Below are 18,509 nucleotides of genomic sequence, written 5' to 3' on the forward strand. Positions count from 1 at the left end.
GAATGCCCGCCCCTTTTCTGTGTCCTGCGCCTGCGAGGGCTGGGTCAGTTGGACGTTCCCTCTGCCGTGTGCTCCTGATTCTCGAGATCTGTGAGATCGAAGTGCGCATCGCGGAACGCTTGAGTATCAGGCAGAACCAGACGGAGCTCCGAGATGGGCGCGATGGAGACGTGGCCGGCCGTGAGACTGAGGTCGAGCAGGTGGCCGCCATTCTTCCGCGCGTCATCGACATAGTGCAGGTGGTAGCCGGCGACCGAGATCGCCGCCTCGAATTGCGGGGTGCGAAAACCCGCGATCGTGCCCTGAGTCGTCTCCAGCGTATTGATGGCCTCATGCGCCGTCGCATCCGTCAACGGCGGGTACGGCTTGTGCTGCTCGCCCACGGTGCGGGTTGTCAACGACGTGAATCGTCCATCGATCCGAATGGCGACGGGAAGATTCTCACCTCCCGTCAGCTCGTCGATCTGATGCGTCACGTCGGCCAGGGTTGTGGTCTTGCTCACGTCGAAGCCTTGTGTGCCGACGAAGGTCATCACGGCAGCGAACGGGGTCTTGTCGGTGGCGGACGCGACCTCGACGCTCCCGTCGTCGCGGAGGTGGTAGCAGACGCCGTCGATGACGACCATTTCTCCGTCGAGGTGATTGAAGGTGCCGAGGCCGAAATCACCGTGGGTCAGGAGTTGGCCGATGGTGACGTCGCCATCGTAGAGGCCGGCGAGCAGGGCGGCCATGGTCGAGGTCTGGTAGACGGCGTAGTCGTCGTGGGTGTCGACCCGGTGAGTGGCGACGCTCATTCGAACGAGTCCTCGTCGAGGTGAGCCGCGATATCCGCGTTACGGCTGTAGTCGACGGCGATGTCGATGATCGATACGCCGTCTTCGGCGAGCGACTCGCGCAGTGCCGCCTCGAATTCGTCGTAGCCGGTCACCCGTCGGCCTGTCGCTCCAAATGCCTTGGCGAAGCTCACGATGTCGTAGTCACCGAGTTCGATTCCCGAGGTGCGGCCGTACTTCAGCTGCTCCTGGAACGCGACCATGTTGTACGTGTTGTCGCGCATGATGATGTGCGTGAACGAGACGCCGAGGCGTTTCGCGGTCTCGAGCTCTTGGGCGGAGAACAGAAAGCCTCCGTCGCCCGAGACCGAGACCACCTGCGTGCCCGGTCGCACTAATGCCGCGGCGATCCCCCAGGGGAGGGCGACACCGAGGGTCTGCTGGCCGTTCGAGAACAGAAGGTGCCGTGGCTCGTAGACCCTGAAGTGCCGTGCCATGAAGATGTAGTTCGATCCGATGTCGCACGCGACCGTGGCGTCGTCGTCGAGAATGTCGCGCAACAGCAGCACGAGGCGAGACGGATCGACCAACCCTGGGGCGGCCTCGGCATTGCGTGCACGCTCATCGATCGTCGCCAGTTCCCGGCGTTGCTCCTCGGCTCGGGCCGCCGCGGTCTCCGACAGCGTGAGGCCCGCGATCGTCGGGCGCAGCGCGTCGATCGTCGCAGCGACATCCCCACGGAGTTCCAGGGTCGGACGGTAGTGGTTGTCGTACTGGGCGGGCACGGAGTCGATGTGGATGATCCGCCGTTTCACGTCGGAGTTCCAGATCACCGGGTCGTACTCGACGGCGTCGTAGCCGACAGCGATGACCAGATCGGACTCGTCGAGCGCGAGGTCTGCAGGCTGGTTCTTGAACAGGCCGACTCGACCGAGGTAGTGTTCCTCGAGTTCGTGCGACACGAGTCCCGCAGCCTGGAACGTCTCGATGACAGGAAGCTCGGTGTCGCTGAGCAAAGCCCGAAGAGCGCGGGTCTCCGCGATGTCCGCCCCGCGGAGGCCCACGAGCAGCACCGGACGTTCGGCAGACCTGATGAGCGCCGCCGCCAGATCGATGTCGGTCTGCGACGCGGGTCCGAGTCTCGGCACGGGGAGGGCGCTTCCTCCGGCCGAGGCGGCGGATGTCGCCGCTGCCATGACGCTCGCCGACAACACGACCGCGGTAGCGCCTCGCGGGGCTGTCGTCGCAACTCTGAATGCGTTGACCACCGCCTCCGACACATCGTCGGGATCCGTCGATTCGACGGTCGACTTCGTCACTGTCGAGAGAAAGGCGGCTGCGTCCATCGACTGGTGCGTTCGCTTCAAGCGGTCGGAAAGCTGAACTGCTCCGGCAAGCGCGACCACCGGGTCCTGCTCGGTATTCGCCGTGAGCAGGCCCGTCGCCAGGTTGGTGGTGCCGGGCCCCGATGTGACGAGCACGACGCCGGGAACACCGGTCAGCCGGCCGATGGCAGCGGCCATGAATGCCGCATTCTGTTCGTGACGGCACACGATGAGTTCGGGACCTTCGTCGTTCGTGGCATCGAAGACGGCATCGACCTTGGCGCCGGGGATGCCGAAGATGTACTCGACTCCGGCCGACGACACGATGTCCAGTACGTGATTGGCGCTTCGAGACTTCTCGATCGCGTTCATGGGTGCTCTCCTCTTGCCTCGTCTGAATCGGGACGCCGACCGCCCGGATGCCAGAAAACTACCGGCGGTCCACCGCGGTGTCACTGGACGGATGATGCAAACGCATCCGTATCCTGTCGAGACCCACGAGCGTCGACCGGGGTTTCATCAGGCTTCTCAGGGGGCCTGCCCAGAGCAGTCGTGCATGCTGTGAGGCCAGACCGTTCTATTGAAAGGCCCGAGATGAGCACCCTCCAGCGACTGATGAAAATGGCGTCGAAGGCGCTCGACGCTTCGGGGCAGAGCAAGACCTCGGGCTCCGGTTCGACCGACTGGCGCGACCTCGTGCGCACCGCGGCCGACAAGGTGACAGGCGACGGCCGCAACGCATCCGCTCAGCCCGGCAACACGCATCCGACGCCGTCACGGGTTCAGGATGCGCCGGTGAGTGACGCGCCCGCGTCGCGCCCTCACGATGTTCCCGTCTACGGCACTCCGTCGGGCGCGCCCGTTCAGGATGCGGCCGGGTCGGCCGCGTCGACGCCCGAAGACCGGGCCGCGATCGCGCGTTACGACTACCTGCTGAAGACCGCGATGCCGGAGCAGCTCGAGCAGGTGCATCGCGACGCTTTCGCGAGGCTGACGCCGGCGCAGCGCCAGCAGGTCGAGTCGCGTCTGCGCGATGAACTGCCCGCATCCGAGCAGCCGGTCTCGTCTTCGCCCGATGATTTGGCGCGTTCCGCCGTGCGCGGCGAGGCGCACAAGCCGGGCTTCTTGCGCGGACTCTTCTCGAAGCCCGCCGCGGCGGGTGCGGCGGGAGCTGCCGCCGGAGTCGGAGTGGGCGCCGTCGCGGGTGCAGGCATTGGCATGGCAGGAGGACTTCTCGCCGCCGTGGCAGGGGGAGCGGTGCTCAGCAGCGTCGCGGGACCTCTGCTCGAGCAGGCCTCGGGCATGGGTATCGACTTCGCCGCTCTGGGTGGTCTTGAGGGTGGTCTCGAAGGGCTCGAGGGCGGTCTCGGCGACGTGGCCTCCGGCGCAGGCGAGTACGCGAGCGGCATCGGCGAGCACCTCTCCGGGCTCGGCTCCAACATCGAGATTCCTGGCCTAGGCGATCTCGGAAGCCTCTTCGGGCGCGACTAGCTTCAACTCCCTGCGCTGCAAGTCAGGAAAAATAGATGTGGCGCGGGCGAAAACCACTGATTTGGGCAGTTTGGCCTGAGTTGCAGCGCGACCTCCGTGCCAATCTGGAGTCGTGACCGAACTTCTCGTCGTCTTGGTGCTCGCTTTCGCGGCAATCGCGGCCTCTACCGTGCTCGGACCGCGGCTGGGCGTGGCGTCTCCTCTGCTGCTCGTCGCGATCGGTGTGGGGGCGAGCTTCTTGCCTGTCTTCGCCGGCATCGAGATCGAACCGGAGTGGATTCTGGCGGGGGTGCTTCCCCCGCTGCTGTACTCGTCGGCTGTGTCGATGCCGGCCATGAATTTCCGCCGTGAATTCGGTGCCATCAGCGGTCTGTCCGTGGCGCTGGTGGTAGCCAGTTCACTCGTACTCGGCGTGTTCTTTACACTCGTCGTCCCCGATCTCGGCTTTGCGTGGGGCGTGGCGCTCGGCGCGATCATCAGCCCGACCGACGCGGTGGCGACATCGATCGTCAAGCAGACGTCGGTGTCGAAGCGGGTCGTCGCGATGCTCGAGGGCGAGAGTCTGCTGAACGATGCCACCGCCTTGGTGCTGCTGCGCACAGCTATCGTCGCCACGGCGGCGTCGTTCTCGTTCTGGGGAGCGGTCGGCACCTTCGCCTACTCCGTCGTGGTCGCCGCCATCATCGGCATCCTCGTCGGGTGGGGCAACCTTGTCGTGCGCAAGCGGGTCACCGATCCCACAGTGAATACCGTGATCTCGTTTGTGGTTCCCTTCGTTGCGGCCGTTCCCGCCGAGCTGCTCGGCGCATCCGGTCTCGTGGCGGCCGTCGTCGCCGGACTCGTCACCGGCATCCGCGCCCCGCGCTATCTTTCGGCGCAGAACCGGCTGTCTGACTCGCAGAACTGGCGCACGGTCGAGCTGGTTCTCGAGGGCGCCGTCTTTCTCACAATGGGGGTGCAGATCTCGTCGATCGTGGCGAACGTCGAGCGTGATCATGCCGGAGTCGGGCCTGCAGTTCTCATCGCGGCCGGCGCTCTGCTGCTGACGATCGTCGTTCGCGCGGCCTACGTGGCTCCGCTGCTGTGGTGGCTCTCGACCCTGCGCAACCGCAATGCGAAGATGCAGGACAGGCTGCTCGAGATGCACGAGAAGATGAGCACGCCCGAGGGGGCCGAGCAGATGTTCGGCGAGGCGAACGGGCGTCGACGCCGCGCATCCGACAATCAGATCGAGCGGCTGGGTCGCCGCATCGTGCAATCGCTCGCCGACATCACGTACTTTCGCAACGCGCCGCTCGGGTGGCGGGATGGCACGGCCGTCGTATGGGCCGGCATGCGTGGGGCCGTGACGGTGGCCGCGGCACAGACACTTCCCGAGGACACGCCGCAGCGGTCAGTGCTCGTGCTCATCGCCTTCGCGGTGGCGGTCATGTCGCTGCTCGTGCAGGGCGGAACTATCGGACCGCTGTTGCGTGCCGTCGCGCCGAAGGTCGACCAGACGGCGATCGATGAGCAGACGAACGCCGAGCGGACCCGACTGATGCAGTTGATGAGAACGAGTGCCGAGGCTGTTCCTCCGGCACCGCCGGTCGAACAGTCGATCAAGGGCTTCGTGTCTGCAAAGGAGCATGAGCTGGCGGTGATCGGTGCCCAAAGGGCGGCGCTGCTCGAGGCCAGAGACCACGGCACCTTCGACGCCGATGTGCTCGCTTACGCGCTGCAGATTCTCGACGCGTCGCAGATCGCTCTCGAACTGCGCGGCGGCCCGAAGGGCTGAGTCGAGTTGACGCGTTCAACAGGATGGATTGGCGGCTCGCCGCGCGCGGGAGCCTGACACGTCGGCGATGACGCAATCCATCCTGTTGAACGAGAACCCGAAGCTAGCCGAGCTGCTTCAGGGCCTCGACGGTTCCACCCCAGTTGTGGCTCGAGATCGCGTCGGCGAAGGTCGAGTCTCCGCGCCCGGTTCCGAGCTTCTCGCCGGATACATCGTCGACCACATCGACGCGGTGGCCCTTCTCGGGCCCGTCTCCGCTGCCCTCCTCCACGAACTCGATGCGCAGAACGCGTCCGTCGAGTCGGCCAGTGACTACAGCTCCGGTCTCGCTGTCGGTCGAGCTGTCGGTCATGAAGGGACCTGCTCCGAGTGTGGCGAGAGATTCGTTGACCTGATTGATGAGTGACGACGTGTTCATGGTTCTCCTTGTCGTGAACGAGGCCCCAGGCTAACGGCGCATATCGTCGCGTCGACAGGCCTTGACGCCAGCCGTACGGACGGTTGCAATCCTCTTGGCTGCGTCGTTGGACTAGGTCGGTTGTCATTGCCAGGCGTGTCACACTGACGGAATGCGCGACTTATCTCCTGAGCTCTTCACCCTGCTCGCCGTCGTAATCGGCGGTGTGACGTCGTACGTCGGCGGCGCGATGATGGAACGGAGTCGATGGAGGCGAGAGCGATCGGCCAGGTGGGATCAGAACCGTTTCAACTCGTATGTAGATTTTGCTCAAGCGCTCAAAGACGAGAGTCGAATCGCCATGAGAATCGCGGCAGGTCGAAAAGCGGGCCCGGCCACCGACCCGCTCGAACTGGCGGAAGGAAAGCGACTCTATGTCGCCGCTGAGCATCGAAGGTCGACGCTATTCGAAGCGGTTCTACTTCTCGGTGACTCGGCTTCGATCGAGGCTGGAAGGCAGTGGGCGCAGGCCACCTGGAATGTGTACCTCTACGTATCCAAGAAGGCTGTCCCTACAACGACGACGTTCAACGATCTCTACAAGACGGCCGGAATGGCGCGGGAAGCTTTCTATGCCGCCTCGAGGAAGAGCCTTGAGATCAGGTCGATTGAGAGCTCATCCTGGCCGAGCGCCGAATCGAACAAGCCAAGGTTCTAACGACTCTCGATCAGTCCGCGTCACGCTTGTCGTAGGCGTCGAAGAGGCCTTTCATCGTCTCCATATCGAGGGGCATCGAGGTGTGCTCGTGGGTGATCTTCCACTCGCCGTCGCGCTTCTCGAGCACCACGGTCATGCGGTTCATCATGGAGTCGACCTGTTCGCCCTCCGCAGTGACCTCGGCGTAGCGAACGGCGGCGTGGGCGGTGGCGAGGTCATCACGAACGGAGGTGACGACTTCGGTGAACCGCGCCTCGCACAGCTTGTCTCCCAAGCTCTCGAACCACATCGTCACCATTGGCCGCCACGCGTCGACGCCGGCGAACTCCCACATGCCCCACGCGTCGAAGACAAGGGTGTCGTCGGCGTAGAGGCTGAGGAAGCGCTCGACGTCTTTGGCCAGCACGGCCGACGTGTAGTTCTCGAACAGAGTGGTCACCGGGGTCGATTCGAGGGGCATGTGCTGTCCTGCTTTCTCTCCGTCGAGACATATTCCTAGTAGGAATATATCTACCAGGAACCTATGGTTATGTCCATGGTGAATTCCGCTCTATCGACCACGGCGTACGCGCTGCTGGGCCTGCTCGTCTTCGACCGCGAGAACCCCGAGGGCATGACGGGCTACGAACTCAAGCAGCGAGCCGACTTCACCCTTCGCTACTACTGGGTGAGCCCCGCCATGAGCCAGATCTACACCGAGCTCCGCAAGCTCTCCGAAGCGGAGTTCGTCGAGAGTGCGCCCTCCGACGGGCCTGCCCGCTACCGCGTCACCGAGCTCGGCGAGGAGCAGTTGCAGACATGGCTCTTTCATGGCGAGGTCGGCTTTCCCATCCTCAAACACCCCGTCGCACTGCGCCTCCTCATGGGTCGCCTGTCGACGCCCGAGCAGCTGGGCGGCATGCTCGAAGGGCATCTGGATGACCTGGCGGCGCGCCGTGCCGATCTGCAGGGTGTGCGAGACATGCTCGGCGACGAGCACCAGGTTCGCTACGCTGCGATGGTCGCGGACTGGGGCCTCGCCTATTACGACAGCGAGGCGCAGATCGTGGCCGGACTGCGGGAGCGCCTCGACGGCATGGACTGACCTCCGCCAACTGTGTCTGCTGTGGACAGTGTGCCCCGGTGCGCCAGTACCTCTTGTCTGCAGCGGGAACAACTACGGCGTCAGAACAGGGTCTGTTGCACGCGTTCCGGGGGAACAAGCGCGGTGAGCGTGGCCTTCACAGCGATGAGCCCGGGCTGTTGGGCGGCGGCCAGTAGTCGCAGCATCTCGGGGAGCCAGGCCCGCGGGTCTGACGTCGCCGACGGCATCCGGTGTTTGAGTATGACGGGCGCATCGCCGCCGTCGAAGCGCAGCGCGACCGTGAGGCCGCCCGCGGCGAGATCGGCCTTCGATGCTCGCCCGCAGACGCGGGTGACGCAGGCTTCCAAGAGTTCGGAGGGAGTCCAGTCGGGGCGGTTGTAGCCCGAGATGGTTCCTTCGGAAGAGAGACTCGACCTCGTCTCGACCGGGTTGAGCGTCGCATCGTCGGTGCCAGCGCGGATGCGATCGAGTCGATGTGCCATGCCGGCTCCGCATACGCGGCGGAGTTCTTCGGGTGAGATGCGATCGAGATCTGCGAGGTGGGCGACCTCGATGAGACGCAATCGCTCGACGGTCTGCGCGCCGATTCCCCAGATATCGGAGATGGGCAGCGAGATGCGCAGTTCGGCCGCCTCGGCGTCGTCGATGACGTGCAGGCCGTCGGGCTTCGCGGCGCGCGAGGCGAGCTTCGCCATGAGTTTGGTGCGCCCGATTCCGACGCTGATGGGAATGCCGAGCTCTCTCGCCACGCGGCGCCGCAGCGATTGCGCGGCATCGACGGCGACCCGGATGTCGGTGGTGCCGATATCGAGGAAGGCCTCCTCCATCGACCCCGGCTCCACCGCGCGGGCGCTGTCTCGAAAGATGTCGAAGAGGGCGTCGCTGACCTCTTCTACCTCGTCGCGCGGAGTCTCGATCATGACGAGCTCGGGGCAGAGGTGCTGGGCCTCGTGCACCTGCATGCCTCCCCGAACGCCCCGCAACCGGGCCGGATAGTTGGCGCTGGCGATGAACACATGGGCGATCGCCGCCATGGGCCTGTCGACGAGCTCGGGCCGATGGCGGAGGATCACCGAGGCGAAGAACGAGTCGGCGTCGACGTGCAGAAGGAGCGACGTGGCCACGCGACTTATCGTACTGGTGTTCGAATGTGTGAGTGAGAATCGCTCTCACGGGTTAGCCGCAAAAGTGACTTTGTTAGCGTGTTGAGTATGGCTGCAAAGAGATTTCCGCTCCGTTGGTGGCTTACGACCGGACTCGCCGCGTCGTTCGTCGTGCTGTTCGTCATGGGCGCGTACCAAAACTGGCCGGGGCTCGTGACGATCTCCTTCGTCTTGGGTTTTTGCCTCATTCAGTTGGTCGTCGAGCGGCACAATGAACGAGAGGCAGACATCGACCAGATCTGGTGGGTTCCCTCGACCGTTCTGTGGGGCAGTCCGTCTCGAGTTGCTCTGTCTGTGGTTCTGATGCTTGCGATGGTCGCCGCTGTAGCCCTTACCGTGTTCGGCGGGGTCGGTCCGTGGCTTCTCTTCATCGTCGTGGCGGTCGCCGCCATCTACCGAGTGACGCTCGGTCGAAAGTGGTTGAAACAAGACCGGGCCGCGCTCGCAGAGGCAGCGCCCGAGGGCGCGGCTTACTAGGGCGTGTTGCTAAAACCGTTCGGTTATCGTACTGAGGTGCTTCCTCGAGATACAGCAAGGCTTCGCTTCCGCCAGATGACGACCTCGGACCTCGACGCCATGGCTGGCATGCTGGGCGACCCCGAAGTCATGCGCTACTACCCCGCGCCGAAGACTCGCGATCAGGCAGCCGCCTGGATCGCATGGAACCAGCGAAACTACGCCGAGCACGGCTACGGCCTCTGGATCGTCGAGACACTCGCGGGCGACTTCGTCGGAGACTGCGGGCTGACCTGGCAGGACGTCAACGCAGTCAGCAAGCTCGAGGTCGGTTACCACGTCGCCACTGCGTGGCAAGGCCACGGCATGGCAACCGAGGCTGCTGCGGCCTGTCGTGACTTCGCCCGCGAGCGCATCGGCGCACAGGAACTGATTGCGATCATTCACCCGGACAATCGCGCATCCGAGCGGGTAGCCGAGAAGATCGGGATGCACCGAGTCGACGACGACCGCGGCGGAAGCATCCGCCGAATCGTCCTAAGCATGAACCTTTAGCCAAAAGTCCTAGCCGTCGCTCCCGCTCTCTCAAACATCGAGCGGGGCACGCCTGCGAACTTTGTAGATCCCCACTGTGACGATTCCGCCAACGGCTGCGAGGCTCGTGAGGTAGAGCACCCCCGCCCAGATCGTGTGCGCTCCGCCGCCGATGCCGTAGGTGTCGGCGATGTCCATGCCCAGACGGAAGCCGTCGAGGAATGCGGGCACTGCGCCCGCCGCGACGATGGCGAGAAAGATCATCGCCATCGTCGACAGCGAGAACCGCCGCCACAGCCCGATGATCGAGGCGCTCACAGCAAGTACCACGCCCACAGACGCCGTAACGATGACCCACGCGATATCGCTGGCGACGTCCTCGCCCGCAGCCGTGAGTCGCGCATGGATCTCACCGAGAGTCGCCCCGGGAACGGCGGCGAGCGGATCCAAGACGAGCGACTCCACGGCCATCAGAGCCGCGTAGGCCGAGACAAGAAGAACGCCGCCTACCGCGAGGGCTACGCGGCCTCGGTTCACTTCGCCGCGGTGCGGGTCGACCAGAGCGCCCAGGCCACCAGCAGGGGCTGGCCGAACAGACGCCCGACGCGCTTGGCGTCGGTGTCGAGACCGAACGCATCCCTGTGGTGAATCGCCTGCGCGATGTTGCCCGGGAAGATCGCGGTGAAGAATGCGGCGGCGAGGCCACCGACGCGCGCCCGCTGCGAGCGCGGGGCGAAGAGCAGCGAGGCACCGAGCGTGATCTCGGCGACGCCGCTCAACAGCACGGTGGTGTCTTCTTTCAGGGGAACGAACTCGGGTACCTGGGCCCGAAAGTCTTCGCGGCCGAAGGTGAGGTGGCTCGTTCCGGCGAGAACGAGGATGGCGCCCAGAGCGATGCGTGCCGCCGTGCGACCCTTGGATGCGGGCTTGTCGAGCTGTTTCGTCATGGCGGCTCCTCGTGAGAATCGGATGGTGTGCTTCGACGATACGCCTCGCCAGCGACTCACGTCACACGTCGGCTGTCAGTGCGGAGCGATAGCCTGCGAAGCATGAAAAACGTGACCCTCGGAACAACCGATCTGACTGTTTCGCAGCACATTCTGGGGCTGATGCGCATTACCGAGCTGTCGGCATCCGAGATTCGAACGCTGGTCGGCGATGCCCAGGCCGAAGGCATCACCTTCTTCGACCACGCCGATATCTACGGGTCGAGTGGCAGCCCCGAACATGTGTGCGAGAGCCTGTTCGCCGACGCTCTCAACTACACCTCTGCCGAGCGCGAGCAGATGATTCTGCAGACCAAGTGCGGAATCCGCCCCGGGTACTTCGACTTCTCTGCCGAGCACATCCTCGACTCGGTGAACGGCTCGCTGAAGGCGCTGAAGACCGATTATCTCGATCTTCTGCTTCTGCACCGGCCGGATGCGCTCGTCGAACCCGACGAGGTGGCTTCCGCCTTCGACCAGCTGCACTCCGAGGGCAAGGTTCGCCACTTCGGTGTCTCGAATCACACGCCCGGGCAGATCGAGCTGCTGAAGAGGTCGGTGCGTCAGCCTCTCGTGGTGAACCAGCTGCAACTGAGCATCACCCACGCTCCCTCGATCACCTCCGGCCTCGCCATGAACATGGCTCACGCTGAGCAGTCCGTCGACCGGCACAACGGTGTGCTCGACTACTGCCGCCTCAACGACATCACCGTGCAGGCGTGGTCTCCGTTCCAGTCGGGCGCGACAGGGGGCGTCTTCATCGGCGACCGCGAGAACTACGCCGAGCTGAACGACATTCTCGACGAGCTCGCGGCCAGCTACGGCGTGACGCCCACCGCGATCGCGGCGGCGTGGATCACTCGGCATCCGGCACGTATTCAGGTCGTGCTCGGAACGACCAAGGGTTCGCGACTGCGTGAAGCGGCCGCAGGATCAGAGATCGAGCTCACCAGGCCGGAGTGGTACCGACTGCTGGTCGCGGGAGGTGCGCTACTTCCCTGAGGTTGCGGTCCACCTTCGCGACTACGCTGGCCTGATGCTCACTGCCGGGGTCGACCTTGCCGCCGAGAACAAGGGCACGGCGCTCGCGGTCGTCGACTGGTCTGGGCCTACTGCGACCCTGACAGACCTCCGACTCGGCGTGGGCGACGACGCCATTGCCGAGGCCGCCACGACGGTCGACAAGCTCGGAATCGACTGCGCCCTCGGCTGGCCCGACGAGTTCGTGAGCTTCGTCGTCGCCCACGCCGACCACGAGTCGATCGACGCGCTCTCCGTCGATGGCGGCATGGACTGGCGACGCACCCTCGCTTACCGCGAGACCGATCGCGACGTGCGGGCCAAGACAGGTCGCTGGCCGCTCAGCGTGTCGACCGATCGGCTCGGTCTCACTGCGATGCGCTGCGCCGGGTTGCTTGCACGCATTCAAGCGCGGGGCGTCGCGGTCGACCGCTCGGGCTCCGGCGTCGTCGTCGAGATCTATCCCGGCGCGAGCCTCCGACTGTGGGGGTTCGATACGACCGGTTATCGCGTGAGCGCGGCAGCGCGCGAGCTGCTTCTGACACGGGTTCTGGATGCCGCACCCTGGCTCGATCTGCAGGGTCACGCCGAGCTCATGGTGCGCTCGGGCGACGCGTTCGACGCGGTGATCGCCGCTCTCGCTTCGCGGAGTGCGGCTCTCGGCCACTACGAACCGCCGCCAGCACAGCACCTCGCCCGCGCGCGCCGCGAGGGCTGGACCGCCCTGCCGACGAACCCGCTCGCCGCGCTGATCTCTGCGCCGGTCGAGTAGCCGCGCGCCTTCGCCGGTCGAGTAGCCGCGTCACTCCGCCGGTCGAGTAGCCGCGCGAGGAACGAGCCGGCGTATCGAGACCACCCGTGGCCTCGATACGGCCGCGGGCGGCCTACTCGACCAGCGCCATGTTGGTCCCTAGGGCACGACGGCCGCGGGAGCGGCCACGCGGAGGAAGTCGATCTTCGCGGCCGCCTCCGATGCTGCCGGAGCGGTATAGGCGACGATGCGCAAATCGGTGCCAGCAACGCTGAACACATCGCAGTCGAGCTCGATGTCGCCGACCAGCTCGTTGCTCACGACTTTGCTCTCCGACTGGTGCTCGCCCACGATTCCGCTCTCCCACAGCACCCGGAACTCCTCGCTCGTCGAGAGGAGTTCGGCGAGGAGGGCCCGCACCCCGCGGTCGTCGGGATACCGGCCGACCACGCGACGGAGGTCGGCGACGAGAGATGCGCCGAAGGCATCCACGCTGCCGGACCGGCTGACGATGCGCCCGCCGCCATCGCCGAGCGAGAGGTTTCCGAAGTGCGCGCGCAGCAGATTGGGTCGGCCCGAGGCGGGCCGCACGGGCTCGCCGAGAAGCGCCACCCAGAGAGGGCTCCAACTCAGTAGATCCCATGATGCCGTGAAGACGGCGACCGGGATCTCGCCCAGTCGCGCGACCAGGCGCTGCACTCCGGGAGGAATGTGTGCGGGAACCTCGTGGGGCGACGGGGGAAGGAGGCCGGCGAGTACGAAGAGGTGATCACGTTCGGCATCGGTGAGCTGAAGCGCGCGGGCGAGAGCCGAGGCGACCTGCTCAGAGGGGTGACGGGCGCGGCCCTGCTCGAGGCGAACGATGTAGTCCACGCTGAGTCCGGCGAGAGCGGCCAGCTCTTCGCGTCGAAGCCCCGCGGCCCGGCGGGAGTCGCCGGCGGGAAAGCCGACGTCGAGCGGCGACAAGCGGTCGCGCCACGCCCGAAGGACCGTTCCGAGATCGCCGTGCGCATCCGTCATTCATTCAGTGTGCCAGTGGCCGACGCGTCGTGGGTGGTACTGCGCGTCCATACGCCGAGGCGGGCCACGACAGCGCGCCGCGACCGCCGCAAACTTCTGAACATGACAACAACACTGATCAGCGGGGCCAACAAAGGCCTCGGCTATGAAACCGCCCGTCGACTCATCGAGGCCGGGCACACCGTGTGGATGGGCGCACGAGACGAGACCCGCGGCCGAGCCGCCGCCGACGCGCTGGGCGGCCGGTTCGTTCAGCTCGACGTGACGAGCGATGATTCCGTCGCGGCCGCTGTCAAGGCCATCGAGGCCGCGGGTGGTCTGGACGTGCTCATCAACAACGCGGGAGTCAGCGGCCCCTTCGCTGCCGCCGAGGATCTCACCGCCGACGACGCCGCTTTCGTCTTCGGCACGAACGTGCTGGGGATCGTGCGCATGACGCTGGCGTTCCGCCCTGTGCTGCTGCGCTCGAACGAGGCGACGATCGTGAATGTGACGAGCGGAATGGGCTCGTTCTCGTTCGTGCTCGATCCGGAGCACGTCGAGTCGCAGATCGTCGCGCCTCTCTACCAAGCGTCGAAGTCGGCGGTGACCATGCTCACCGTTCAGTACGCCAAGGCGTTTCCCGAGATTCGTGTCAACGCCGCCGACCCCGGCTACACGGCCACCGAATTCAACAACCACAGAGGTCCGCAGACGGTGACCGAGGGCACGGATGCGATCGTCGAGCTCGCAACTCGGGGTGGCGCTGGGCCGACGGGCACATTCGTCAACCGCGACGGCGTCGCTCCCTTCTAGAAGACGGCCTTTTATCGCCGGAACGGGAGGAGATGTGGCACATCAATGCACTATTCGCGTCGGATGCGCGTATCTCCTCCCGTTCGTACGGGCGGGACGAAGAATACCCTCGAATGCGGAGGCTGATGCCTCGCGAATAAGCGGTCAAGGCATCGACTGGCCGACATCGATGCGGTTGCCGTCGGGGTCGCAGAAGACGAATCCACGCAAGCCGTAGTCGGCATCGCGGAGCCCCTTGATCATGCGAACCCCCGCAGCATCCATCGTCGAATAGAGCGCAGCCGCGTCATCGACGAGCAGATGGGCGACATTGTGGCTGCCCCCGCGGTGGTTCTTGACGAGCGTGAGATGCAGCTCCGCAGGCCCGTTGCGCACGATCGCGAAGCCCGTGGGCTGGCCGTTCGTGAAGTGCACCTCGAGGGCGAGGAACTCTCGAAAGAACGAAATCGAACGATCGATGTCGGTGACAGCGAGTGTCGGCGCGAAACGGCCGAGTTGAGGGGTGCGGGTGTTGGAGTTAGTCATGGGATGCCTCTCGTCGCGATCACTCCGAAGGCGGTGCTTCTCGGTGTAGTCGGCGCGGTGGCCCTCGGGAGCGAGGCTACCAGCGACGACGGGAGGAGAAGCTCACAGTTTCATGTGTGGGACGAAGCGGATGCGTCGGTCGAGTAGCCGCCTGAGGAACGAGTCGGCGTACCGAGACCACCCACCCGGGGACTCCCTTCTAGGGGAGGCGCGCTCGAGAGGCCAGCTGCTGGAGACCGTCGGTGAGCGATTCGCGCTGAGTCGTAGTCAGCGCGGCGAAGTACGCAGCGTCGGCGGACTCCACGTCGTGGGTGGCCTGGTTCGCCAGCTCGATGCCCTGGGCAGTGGGGTGCAACGCGATCGCCCGCCTGTCGTGAGGGTGGGGTTCGCGGCGAACGCAGCCCTTGGTTTCGAGAGTGCGGAGTACCTGCGAGGTCATCATCACGTCGAGTTCGGTGTGCCGCGCGAGATCGCGCTGGGTCACCGGCTCGGTGCGATCCATCCACGTCAGCGAAGCCAGAAGCACGTACTGGACGTGCGTCAAGTCGTGAGGGGCGAGAGCTGCTCGGATCCGCCTCTGCCACGCGTTGCTCGCGCGCCACAGAGCGAGCCCGGGACTCGATTGTGCATCCGGGTACTGGGTGTCGAGGTCGCCAGGCATGTGACTACTCTGCGGGATGTTCTGCCGCGGAGAGTAGCTCCGCCATTGCCACGGGGAAGTCGCCGCTGATCTGTGGCCCGAGCTCCGGTCCCACATCGTCGGAGCCGGGTCCATCGATGACGAGGGTGTGAGTGACCGTCGTTCCACCGTCTGCCGTCGGGGCGAGGTCGTGCCGGAAGGTCAGCTGCAGCTCGCCGAAGACAGTTCGGTCGGCGTACACGGCGTTGGGAACGAGTGCGACGATCGTCGACTGCATCGGTTCCTGGCCCTGCGGCGTGATCGTGAGCGTCGTGCCGACGGCGAACGGGCCGTGCAGCTCGAAAGCGTCAGAGGCGGGACCGAGCGGCGTGCCGGAGTGCAGCTTCTCCAGCGCACCCCAGACCGCCGATGGGCTGGCCGCGGTCGTCTGCTCGTAGTTGGTGGTCCACATGGCAATCCTCCTAGTAGTAGGTGCAGGTAGTAAGTGCGCTTACTATATCACTCGAGAGCGTGCTTGCGCAGAGGTATTCTGGCGAGATCGGGAGGGGACCGAGATGGCTGCCAGAAAGAACGAGAGCGACGGCGAGAAGGCCGCGCGCGGCGCTTCGCGACGCAACTTTCTGCGCACGGCCGGCATCGGGGTCGCAGGTCTTGCGGTGGGTGGCGCAGCGGTCGGCGGCGTGACCGCCGGCATCCGATCGTCTGACACCGATGACGACGAACTCGGCTTCTCGCCGCTGCCGGTGCGGCATGAGCCCGGCTTCGACCACGTGGTCGTGATCATGTTCGAGAACCGGTCGTTCGATCACATGCTGGGCTGGCTCTACGAGTCGGGGCAGGAACCCGCGGGGCAGACGTTCGACGGCCTGCATCAGGGGAAGTACAGCAACCCTGGGCCCTCGGGCGACACCGTGCCGGCTCATGTCTACAGCGGTGCGACGGATCGCATCATGGCCCAGCCCGATCCCGACCCGGGCGAGTTCTATCCGCATGTGAACACGCAGCTGTTCGGAACGATCGACCCCGAGAGCAACTCCGATCTGAAGAACCCCCTGCAGGAGCCGTGGAACCTGCCGACAGATCCATCGAAGCCGAAGAATGACGGCTTCGTGAAGGACTACATCGTGAACTCCACGCTCTCTCGGGGGCGTGCGCCGACGCCCGAGGAGTATGCGGTGGTGATGGGCGGGTTCTCGCCCGCGATGCTTCCGGTGCTGTCGACCCTGGCGAAGAGCTTCGGTGTCTACGATCACTGGCACGCAGCGGTTCCGTCGCAGACGTTCTGCAATCGTTCGTTCTTTCACGCGAGCACCTCGCACGGCTTCGTCACGAACGTCGAGGGTGGCGGCATCGGCAAATGGCTGGATGCTCCGGCCGTGCCGACCGTGTTCAGTCGGCTCGAAGAGGCGGGCAAGTCGTGGCGCGTGTACTACGACGCCCAGCAGGTGGTCTCGCTCACCGGGCTGCTGAGTGCGCCGTCGCTGCAGAAGTACTGGAAGAGCAATTTCCGCAGCATGGAGCAGTTCCATGACGACGCGGCCAAGGGAAATCTGCCCGACTACGCCTTCGTCGAGCCGCGCATGGTTTTCGACCACAACGACATGCATCCGCCGGTCGTGCGGCCTGCGCGCGACAAGACCGACCCCGAGACGCCGGAGATGGAGTCTGCTTTTTCGGATATGCGGGCAGGCGAGCAGCTCCTCGGCGAGGTCTACACGTCGATCAAAGACGGGCCCTCGACCACCGGATCGAACGCGATGAACACCGTGCTGCTCGTGACCTTCGACGAACACGGTGGCCTGTACGACCACGTTGCGCCGCCGGCTGCTGTTCCTCCCGTGAAGAATGAGGCTCCGGGTGAGATGGGCTTCGCGTTCGACCGTCTCGGTCTGCGGGTTCCCACCATCGTGGTGTCGGCCTACACGAAGGCCGGAACCGTCATCAACGACGAGATGCACCACGGCTCTCTCGCCAAGACCATTGCCGAGCTGCACGGACTCGAGCCGCTGACCGAGCGCGACGCATCCGCGACCCCCATCTTCAACGCCGTGAATCTCAAGAAGCCACGCCAGCCCGCGCTCTGGCCCACGGTCACGCCCGCATACGTTCCGCCCAATCCCGAGGCGAAGCCGCGCTCCGACAAAGAGAAGGACCGCAGGCGCCCCCTCACCCCGCCCGCCCTCGGACTCATCGGCATTCTGCTCGCCAAGTACGAGCCGGATGCCCCGGTGCCCGACAACTACGCCGACGCCTACGACGTGCTGGTGAAGCACGGCTACGGCCTGTTCGGGGTGCGCGACTGAGCCTCGGTTCGCCCTGTCGAACGGCTGCTCGCTAATCTGAGGATCGATGGACACTCTCACGAACTCCGGGTCCGATTCTCGTCCGACGACCATCGGAATCCTCGGTGCAGGTAAGGTCGGCACCGTGCTCGCCCGCCTCGCCGTCGCGTCCGGCTACCGCGTGCTCATCGCGAGCTCGCGGCCGCCCGCCGCGATCGCACTGACGATCGACGTGCTGGCGCACGGCGCCGAGGTGACCACGGCTTCGGATGCTGCGGGCCGGGCCGATCTCGTCATCCTGGCTCTTCCGCTGGGCAAGGCGGTGCCGCGGGATGGGCACCAGGCGCTGCCGGTTGGCGAACTGCGCGACAAGATCGTGATCGACGCCATGAACTATTGGTGGGAGGTCGACGGAAAGCGCCCCGACCTCACCGACTCCGGGGCGACGACAAGCGAGCTCGTGGCCGCCCTGCTGCCCGGCTCTCGCGTGGTGAAGGCGTTCAATCACATGGGCTATCACGACCTCGACGAGGGGCCTCGCCCGTCAGGTGACCCGGATCGCAAGGCGATCGCCCTCTCGGGAGACGACGTCGCGGCGAACGAGGTGGCCGCCGACCTCATCGACTCTCTCGGTTTCGATGCTGTGGATCTGGGCCCGCTCGCGGAAGGCGCCGTGCTGCAGCCGGGTCGCGAGCTCTTCGGGGCGAACCTCAGCGCCGCCGAGATCAGAGACGTCGTGGAGCAGGCCGCCGCCTGACGCGCGGGAGCGAAG

22 protein-coding genes are annotated in these 18,509 nt (G+C 65.4%); 11 read left to right on the forward strand and 11 right to left on the reverse strand.

Going from position 1 to position 18,509, the window contains the following annotated elements; all coding sequences use genetic code 11:
- Positions 1–44: 44 nt before the first annotated feature.
- The gene (gene budA / locus B9Y86_RS05575; protein ID WP_085483908.1) at positions 45–794 is read right to left on the reverse strand and encodes an acetolactate decarboxylase; all 750 of its coding nucleotides are present in this window, start codon (positions 792–794) and stop codon (positions 45–47) included.
- Complete coding sequence (gene alsS / locus B9Y86_RS05580; protein ID WP_085483910.1) at positions 791–2,470, reverse strand: acetolactate synthase AlsS; 1,680 nt, start codon at positions 2,468–2,470, stop codon at positions 791–793. Before alsS ends, budA begins: the two co-directional genes overlap by 4 nt.
- Positions 2,471–2,692: 222 nt before the next feature.
- Between alsS and B9Y86_RS05585 the strand changes: the two genes are divergently transcribed.
- The gene (locus B9Y86_RS05585; protein ID WP_085483912.1) at positions 2,693–3,589 is read left to right on the forward strand and encodes a hypothetical protein; all 897 of its coding nucleotides are present in this window, start codon (positions 2,693–2,695) and stop codon (positions 3,587–3,589) included.
- A gap of 112 nt (positions 3,590–3,701) precedes the next feature.
- Positions 3,702–5,366 carry a cation:proton antiporter gene (locus tag B9Y86_RS05590; RefSeq protein ID WP_085483914.1) on the forward strand — a complete coding sequence of 555 codons (1,665 nt, stop codon included), beginning with the start codon at positions 3,702–3,704 and terminating at the stop codon, positions 5,364–5,366.
- Between the two features lie 103 nt (positions 5,367–5,469).
- On the opposite strand, the gene B9Y86_RS05595 is transcribed toward B9Y86_RS05590, so the two are convergent.
- Positions 5,470–5,784, reverse strand: a complete 315-nt coding sequence (locus B9Y86_RS05595; protein ID WP_085483916.1) for a hypothetical protein — start codon at positions 5,782–5,784, stop codon at positions 5,470–5,472.
- Between the two features lie 340 nt (positions 5,785–6,124).
- Between B9Y86_RS05595 and B9Y86_RS05600 the strand changes: the two genes are divergently transcribed.
- A complete protein-coding gene (locus B9Y86_RS05600; RefSeq protein WP_139824761.1) occupies positions 6,125–6,481 on the forward strand; it encodes a hypothetical protein in 357 nt (118 codons plus the stop codon).
- Between the two features lie 10 nt (positions 6,482–6,491).
- Here B9Y86_RS05600 and B9Y86_RS05605 read toward each other — a convergent pair whose 3' ends face one another.
- Positions 6,492–6,941: a YybH family protein gene (locus B9Y86_RS05605; RefSeq protein WP_085483920.1), complete on the reverse strand. Its 450-nt coding sequence runs from the start codon at positions 6,939–6,941 to the stop codon at positions 6,492–6,494.
- Between the two features lie 75 nt (positions 6,942–7,016).
- Here B9Y86_RS05605 and B9Y86_RS05610 point away from each other — a divergent pair, with 75 nt between their 5' ends.
- A complete protein-coding gene (locus B9Y86_RS05610) occupies positions 7,017–7,565 on the forward strand; it encodes a PadR family transcriptional regulator (protein WP_176223272.1) in 549 nt (182 codons plus the stop codon).
- Positions 7,566–7,645: 80 nt separating this feature from the next.
- Here the strand turns inward: B9Y86_RS05610 and B9Y86_RS05615 are convergent, their stop codons facing one another.
- A complete protein-coding gene (locus B9Y86_RS05615) occupies positions 7,646–8,689 on the reverse strand; it encodes a Y-family DNA polymerase (RefSeq protein ID WP_176223273.1) in 1,044 nt (347 codons plus the stop codon).
- A gap of 87 nt (positions 8,690–8,776) precedes the next feature.
- Here B9Y86_RS05615 and B9Y86_RS05620 point away from each other — a divergent pair, with 87 nt between their 5' ends.
- Entirely contained in the window at positions 8,777–9,205 is a 429-nt protein-coding gene (locus tag B9Y86_RS05620) for a hypothetical protein (RefSeq protein ID WP_085483926.1), read from the forward strand.
- Positions 9,206–9,241: 36 nt separating this feature from the next.
- Complete coding sequence (locus B9Y86_RS05625) at positions 9,242–9,739, forward strand: GNAT family N-acetyltransferase (protein ID WP_085483928.1); 498 nt, start codon at positions 9,242–9,244, stop codon at positions 9,737–9,739.
- A 30-nt stretch (positions 9,740–9,769) separates the two neighbouring features.
- Here the strand turns inward: B9Y86_RS05625 and B9Y86_RS05630 are convergent, their stop codons facing one another.
- Both B9Y86_RS05630 and B9Y86_RS05635 read right to left on the reverse strand, forming a co-directional pair.
- The gene (locus B9Y86_RS05630) at positions 9,770–10,255 is read right to left on the reverse strand and encodes a hypothetical protein (protein ID WP_085483930.1); all 486 of its coding nucleotides are present in this window, start codon (positions 10,253–10,255) and stop codon (positions 9,770–9,772) included.
- A complete protein-coding gene (locus B9Y86_RS05635; protein ID WP_085483932.1) occupies positions 10,252–10,665 on the reverse strand; it encodes a DoxX family protein in 414 nt (137 codons plus the stop codon). Before B9Y86_RS05635 ends, B9Y86_RS05630 begins: the two co-directional genes overlap by 4 nt.
- A 102-nt stretch (positions 10,666–10,767) precedes the next feature.
- On the opposite strand from B9Y86_RS05635, the gene B9Y86_RS05640 reads away from it, so the two are divergent.
- The gene (locus B9Y86_RS05640) at positions 10,768–11,706 is read left to right on the forward strand and encodes an aldo/keto reductase (RefSeq protein WP_085483934.1); all 939 of its coding nucleotides are present in this window, start codon (positions 10,768–10,770) and stop codon (positions 11,704–11,706) included.
- A 34-nt stretch (positions 11,707–11,740) separates the two neighbouring features.
- On the forward strand, positions 11,741–12,496 hold the full coding sequence (locus B9Y86_RS05645; protein ID WP_085485223.1) for a DUF429 domain-containing protein: 756 nt from the start codon (positions 11,741–11,743) through the stop codon (positions 12,494–12,496).
- 138 nt (positions 12,497–12,634) lie between these two features.
- On the opposite strand, the gene B9Y86_RS05650 is transcribed toward B9Y86_RS05645, so the two are convergent.
- Positions 12,635–13,495 carry a helix-turn-helix transcriptional regulator gene (locus tag B9Y86_RS05650; RefSeq protein ID WP_085483936.1) on the reverse strand — a complete coding sequence of 287 codons (861 nt, stop codon included), beginning with the start codon at positions 13,493–13,495 and terminating at the stop codon, positions 12,635–12,637.
- A gap of 102 nt (positions 13,496–13,597) precedes the next feature.
- Between B9Y86_RS05650 and B9Y86_RS05655 the strand changes: the two genes are divergently transcribed.
- Positions 13,598–14,290, forward strand: coding sequence for an SDR family NAD(P)-dependent oxidoreductase (locus tag B9Y86_RS05655; RefSeq protein ID WP_085483938.1), 693 nt, complete (start codon positions 13,598–13,600; stop codon positions 14,288–14,290).
- A 144-nt stretch (positions 14,291–14,434) separates the two neighbouring features.
- Here the strand turns inward: B9Y86_RS05655 and B9Y86_RS05660 are convergent, their stop codons facing one another.
- The 3 genes from B9Y86_RS05660 to B9Y86_RS05670 all read right to left on the reverse strand — a co-directional run bounded on the left by B9Y86_RS05660 (position 14,435) and on the right by B9Y86_RS05670 (position 15,906).
- Positions 14,435–14,815: a VOC family protein gene (locus B9Y86_RS05660; RefSeq protein WP_085483940.1), complete on the reverse strand. Its 381-nt coding sequence runs from the start codon at positions 14,813–14,815 to the stop codon at positions 14,435–14,437.
- 199 nt (positions 14,816–15,014) lie between these two features.
- Complete coding sequence (locus B9Y86_RS05665; RefSeq protein ID WP_085483942.1) at positions 15,015–15,476, reverse strand: MarR family winged helix-turn-helix transcriptional regulator; 462 nt, start codon at positions 15,474–15,476, stop codon at positions 15,015–15,017.
- Between the two features lie 4 nt (positions 15,477–15,480).
- Positions 15,481–15,906, reverse strand: a complete 426-nt coding sequence (locus B9Y86_RS05670) for an SRPBCC family protein (protein ID WP_085483944.1) — start codon at positions 15,904–15,906, stop codon at positions 15,481–15,483.
- Between the two features lie 103 nt (positions 15,907–16,009).
- Between B9Y86_RS05670 and B9Y86_RS05675 the strand changes: the two genes are divergently transcribed.
- Both B9Y86_RS05675 and B9Y86_RS05680 read left to right on the forward strand, forming a co-directional pair.
- Positions 16,010–17,758 carry an alkaline phosphatase family protein gene (locus B9Y86_RS05675; RefSeq protein ID WP_085483946.1) on the forward strand — a complete coding sequence of 583 codons (1,749 nt, stop codon included), beginning with the start codon at positions 16,010–16,012 and terminating at the stop codon, positions 17,756–17,758.
- 46 nt (positions 17,759–17,804) lie between these two features.
- On the forward strand, positions 17,805–18,494 hold the full coding sequence (locus B9Y86_RS05680) for an NADPH-dependent F420 reductase (RefSeq protein WP_085483948.1): 690 nt from the start codon (positions 17,805–17,807) through the stop codon (positions 18,492–18,494).
- The last annotated feature ends 15 nt before the right edge of the window (positions 18,495–18,509 follow it).

Origin of the sequence: Agreia pratensis, from assembly GCF_900177685.1 — a bacterium.
Taxonomy (GTDB): Bacteria; Actinomycetota; Actinomycetes; order Actinomycetales; family Microbacteriaceae; genus Agreia; species Agreia pratensis.